We start from the raw sequence: 4,325 nt of genomic DNA, 5'->3' as shown, positions 1-4,325 counted from the left end.
CGGTCACCGAGACGGAGTTGCCCGGCCGTCCGGCCGGCCCGTTGACCTGCTCGAAGTCGGCGAGGTCGACGGTGAGTTCGCCCTCGGCCTGCACCCGTACCTTCGCGCCCGCGCCGAGATTCTGGCCGAGCAGCGCCCGGGTGTCGTCGTAGAAGTGGTGCCGCTTCGCGCCGGGGATCCATGGCGTTTCGATGTAGGAGTAGCGCGAAGTCACCGGCAGTCCGATCCGGTTTCCGTTGACATAGACGGAAAGCTGGCCGGACGCGCCGTCGGGGACGCTGTAGTGGACGTTGATCGCGTTGGCGCTCGAGGTCAGCGTGAACTCGACGTATTGGCCGGAGGTAAGCCGCACGGCCTGTCGTCCGGAGGCCTCCGACGCCAGGCTGGCCTGGGTGTAGTCGGGGCCGATCGTCGTGCCGGTGGTCGGCGCGCATTCCGCCTCGTAAGTGGTGAACGCGACGCTCGCGCCGCCGCCCACCGAGGTCGGGCACGGCGCGGCTTGGGCGGCCGGTGCGGAAAGGACCGTGAGGCCGGCTGCCGCGAGGGCCGCGACTAGGAGCGGGGTGATTTTGGGCGCGCTGAAGACACGTGTGGGGAACACGGGAGCGACACCAGCCTTCCTGGGCTCGTGTGCGGGAGATGTGATCTGGATCATACAAATCCCGTGCACGAGAGCGCAAGAGTTGGATGGTGGCGCGCAAAATCTCGACAGTCGACGAGGTGGGTAAGAGAAAGCCCAGGTCGGCGCAGTGGGCGCAGACCTGGGCGCAGACCTGGGCGTGGGGAGGCGGGCGGGATAAAGCGGGCTTTACTCCAGGTGGGGATAAAGCGGGCTTTACTCCAGGTTGGGATAAAGCGGGCTTTATCCCGGGGAAAGCGTCCGGGATAAAGCCCGCTTTATCCGCGGTGGATCTGGAGGGGGGAGAAGGACTGGACGACCGGCATCAGCTCGACGACGTTGACGTTGACGTGCGCGGGCTGCGAGGCCGCCCAGACCACGGAGTCGGCGACGTCCTCGGCCGTCATCGGCTGGGTGCCCTGGTAGACGGCGTCGGCCTTCGACTGGTCACCTTCGAACCGCACCTTCGAGAACTCGGTGCCGCCGACCATGCCCGGCTCGACGTTCGTCACCCGCACGCCGGTCCCGTGCAGGTCACTGCGCAGGTTCAGGCTGAACTGGTGCACGAACGCCTTCGTCGCGCCGTAGACGTTCCCGCCCGGATACGGGTACGTGCCCGCGATCGAGCCGAGGTTGATCACGTGCCCCCTGCCACGCTCGACCATGCCGGGCAGCGCGGCGCGGGTGCAATAGACCAGCCCCTTGCAGTTGGTGTCGATCATCTGGTCCCAGTCGTCGAGGCTCGCGCGCTGCGCGGGCTCGAGCCCCTTCGCCAGCCCGGCGTTGTTGATGAGGACGTCGACTTCGGCGAACTCGGCGGGCAGGTTCGCGAACGCCTCGGCGACGGCATCGCGGTCGCGGACGTCGAGTTCCAGCGGCAGCACGTTCTTACCCAGCTCGCCGGCGAGCGCTTCCAGCTTGTCGACGCGCCGCGCGGTCGCCACGACCAGTGCGCCGTCGGCCGCGAACCGCCGCGCGATCGCGTTGCCGAACCCGGTGCTGGCGCCGGTCACGAATACCGTCTTGTTCATCGGAGATCACCCGTCCGGTTCAGTGGTTGCTCAGTACCGACTCTAGGAACTCGCCGAGCGCGGCGTTGAACTCGGTCGGCCGCTCGAGGTTCGGCAGGTGCCCGGCGCCGTCGATCACCACGAGCTTCGAGTCCTTCAGCCGGTCGTGCATGAGCTCGGCGTCCGGCAGTGGCGTGAATTCGTCCACGCTGCCGACCACGACCAACGCGGGCACGGCCAGCTCGCCGAGCAGTTCGACGTAGTCCGGCCGCTCGGCCCGTCCGCGCAGTGCCGCCGCGGCTCCTTCCGGCCGCGTGGTCCGCATCATCTCGAGCACGTGCTCGACCACCGCGGGCTCCGCGTCCGGCGCGACCATCTTCGAGATGAGTACCTCGGCCTGGGCGACCATGCCTTCGCTGAGGATCCGGTCGGCCGTCTCGTTGCGGACGCGCTTTCCTTCTTCTGTCTCCCCCTGTGCCGACGTGTCCGCGAGCACGAGCCCACGCACCCGCTCGGGATAAAGCCTGCTGAACTCCATGACGATCTGGCCGCCCATCGACAGTCCGGCCAGCACCACGCGCTCGATCCCGAGCTTGTCGAGCAGCTCGGCGAGGTCGTTCGCGAAGTCCGACAGCAGCGTCATCCCCGGCACGACCGGGGAGTCGCCGTAACCACGCAGGTCCGGCGTGATGACCCGCCAGCCGGGGAAGTCGCGCTGCGGATGCCACATCGAGCGGTTGAACGGGTGGCCGTGCACCAGCAGCAGCGGCTCGCCGGCGCCGAAGTCGTCGTAAGCGATGTCCATGTGTCCTCCCTTTGACACCTCGACGCTATTCGGAGCAATATGCGAGTGCAATAAGGACAATGATCTCGGAGCAATATGGACGACGACTACCGGGCCTTCGCCGATGCGATCGCCGCCGACATCGCGGCCGGTTCGCTGCGGCCAGGCGACCGGCTGCCCACCCAACGCCGGTTCGCCCGCGATCGCGGCATCGCGGTCTCGACCGCCTCTCGCGTTTACGGGGAGCTGGTGCGCCGCGGCCTCGTGGTCGGGGAAGTGGGCCGCGGGACGTTCGTCCGCGCGGCCCCGCCGATGGAGCCGTGGCTCGCCGAACCCAGCGGCACGCCGGTCGACCTCCAGCTCAACTTCTCGGTACTCCCAGGTCAGCCCGCCCGCCAAGCGGCGAGCATGGAACGGCTACTGCGGCCGGACGTGCTCGGTACCTCGCTCGAAACGGTCGGCGTCGCGGGGACATCGGCGATGCGTGAGCTGACCGCCGGCTTCCTGGCGCGGGCGGGCTGGACGCCGTCGCCCGCGCAGGTCTTGTTCTCGGGGAACGGACGGCAGGTGCTGGCCGGCGCCATCTCCGCGCTGGTGCCGACCGGGGAGCGGCTTGGGGTGGAGGCACTGACCTATCCGCTGGTGAAGGCGATCGCGGGCAGGCTCGGCGTGCAGCTGGTCCCGCTGGAGATGGACGAGCACGGGGTACGGCCGGAGGCGCTCGCCGCTGCTTCGGTACGTGCGGTGTACCTGCAGCCGACGCTGCACAACCCGCTCGGCATCACGATGCCCGACGAGCGCCGGGCCGAGATCGCGTCGACCGTGCGTGCGCTGGATCTGCCGGTGATCGAGGACGCGGTGTACGCGTACCTCGCGGAGGACGTCGCGCCGCTCGCACACTGGATCCCGGAGCGGACGATCGTCGTCGACAGCATGTCGAAGCGTCTCGCCCCGGGGCTGACGTTGGGCTTCGCCGTAGTCGCGGAGGACTACGTGGAGCGGGTCACGTCCGCGCTGCGCTCGGGTGGCTGGACCGCGCCGCACTTCGCGATGACCGCGGCCGCCGCGTGGATGTCCGACGGGACGGCCGCTTCGTTGGCCGCGGACAAGCGCCGCGACGCGCTTAGTAGGCAGGCGTTGATGCGTTCGCGTCTCGCCGGATTCCGGGTGACTTCCGATCCGCGTTGCTTTCACTGCTGGTGGGAGCTCCCGGAGCCATGGCGCGCGGAGACCTTCCTCGCGGCGGCCGCCCGTCAGGGCATCGCGGTCAGCCCGGCCGCGTCGTTCACGACCGGCGCCGGGCACGCCCCCAACGCGATTCGACTGGCGCTGTCCGTGCCGCCGGAGGAGACTCTGACTTGGGCGCTCGACGTGCTCGCCGCACTGGCTCGTTCGACCCCGGAAGCCGCCGGAATCGACTAGCGGGCCGGTTGAAGTGCGCAAACACGTTTAGGGGACCCCCCTGTTTTAGGCCCTGATCGGGCATGTAAAGTTCTCCAAGTCGCCAGGGAAACCGGGTGGCCGCGGGACACAGTCCCAAATCGCTTGAAACAATTCGCTCGGGATAAGGTCAGGGAAACCTGATGCGATCCTCGGTGTGTTGCTTGAGAACTCAACAGTGTGCTAGTGAACTAAGCCAGTAGAGCTTATATATAGAACCTCGTTTTGAGGTTCCTTTGAGAGCAGTAAAACGCCTCGATTGAATTCGAAGACATTGTTGGAGAGTTTGATCCTGGCTCAGGACGAACGCTGGCGGCGTGCTTAACACATGCAAGTCGAACGATGAAGCCTTCGGGTGGATTAGTGGCGAACGGGTGAGTAACACGTGGGCAATCTGCCCTGTACTTTGGGATAAGCCTTGGAAACGAGGTCTAATACCGGATATGACTGCGCATCGCATGGTGTGTGGTGG

Annotated in this window: 4 protein-coding genes and 1 rRNA gene; 2 read left to right on the top strand and 3 right to left on the bottom strand. The window is 67.1% G+C overall.

Annotated elements, in window-relative coordinates; genetic code table 11:
• From BLV57_RS42700 to BLV57_RS42690, 3 genes are all read right to left on the bottom strand, one after another.
• Positions 1–601 (bottom strand): carbohydrate-binding protein (locus tag BLV57_RS42700; protein ID WP_483860474.1); only part of this gene is annotated, 601 nt, incomplete at its 3' end.
• A gap of 296 nt (positions 602–897) precedes the next feature.
• Entirely contained in the window at positions 898–1,650 is a 753-nt protein-coding gene (locus BLV57_RS42695; protein WP_091300534.1) for an SDR family oxidoreductase, read from the bottom strand.
• A gap of 19 nt (positions 1,651–1,669) precedes the next feature.
• A complete protein-coding gene (locus BLV57_RS42690; protein WP_091300532.1) occupies positions 1,670–2,434 on the bottom strand; it encodes an alpha/beta fold hydrolase in 765 nt (254 codons plus the stop codon).
• Positions 2,435–2,509: 75 nt separating this feature from the next.
• Here BLV57_RS42690 and BLV57_RS42685 point away from each other — a divergent pair, with 75 nt between their 5' ends.
• Positions 2,510–3,835, top strand: coding sequence for an aminotransferase-like domain-containing protein (locus BLV57_RS42685; RefSeq protein ID WP_091300530.1), 1,326 nt, complete (start codon positions 2,510–2,512; stop codon positions 3,833–3,835).
• A gap of 292 nt (positions 3,836–4,127) precedes the next feature.
• A 16S ribosomal RNA gene (locus BLV57_RS42680) occupies positions 4,128–4,325 on the top strand; the annotation flags it as partial.

It is taken from the genome of Amycolatopsis xylanica (assembly GCF_900107045.1).
GTDB lineage: Bacteria > Actinomycetota > Actinomycetes > Mycobacteriales > Pseudonocardiaceae > Amycolatopsis > Amycolatopsis xylanica.
This window is presented reverse-complemented; position numbering and strand designations above follow the sequence as displayed.

Bases quoted from the DNA above. Each gene is read 5' to 3' on its own strand.
- BLV57_RS42690 (WP_091300532.1), bottom strand. From the start codon at position 2,434: ATGGACATCGCTTACGACGACTTCGGCGCCGGCGAGCCGCTGCTGCTG.
- BLV57_RS42695 (WP_091300534.1), bottom strand. From the start codon at position 1,650: ATGAACAAGACGGTATTCGTGACCGGCGCCAGCACCGGGTTCGGCAAC.
- BLV57_RS42685 (WP_091300530.1), top strand. From the start codon at position 2,510: ATGGACGACGACTACCGGGCCTTCGCCGATGCGATCGCCGCCGACATC.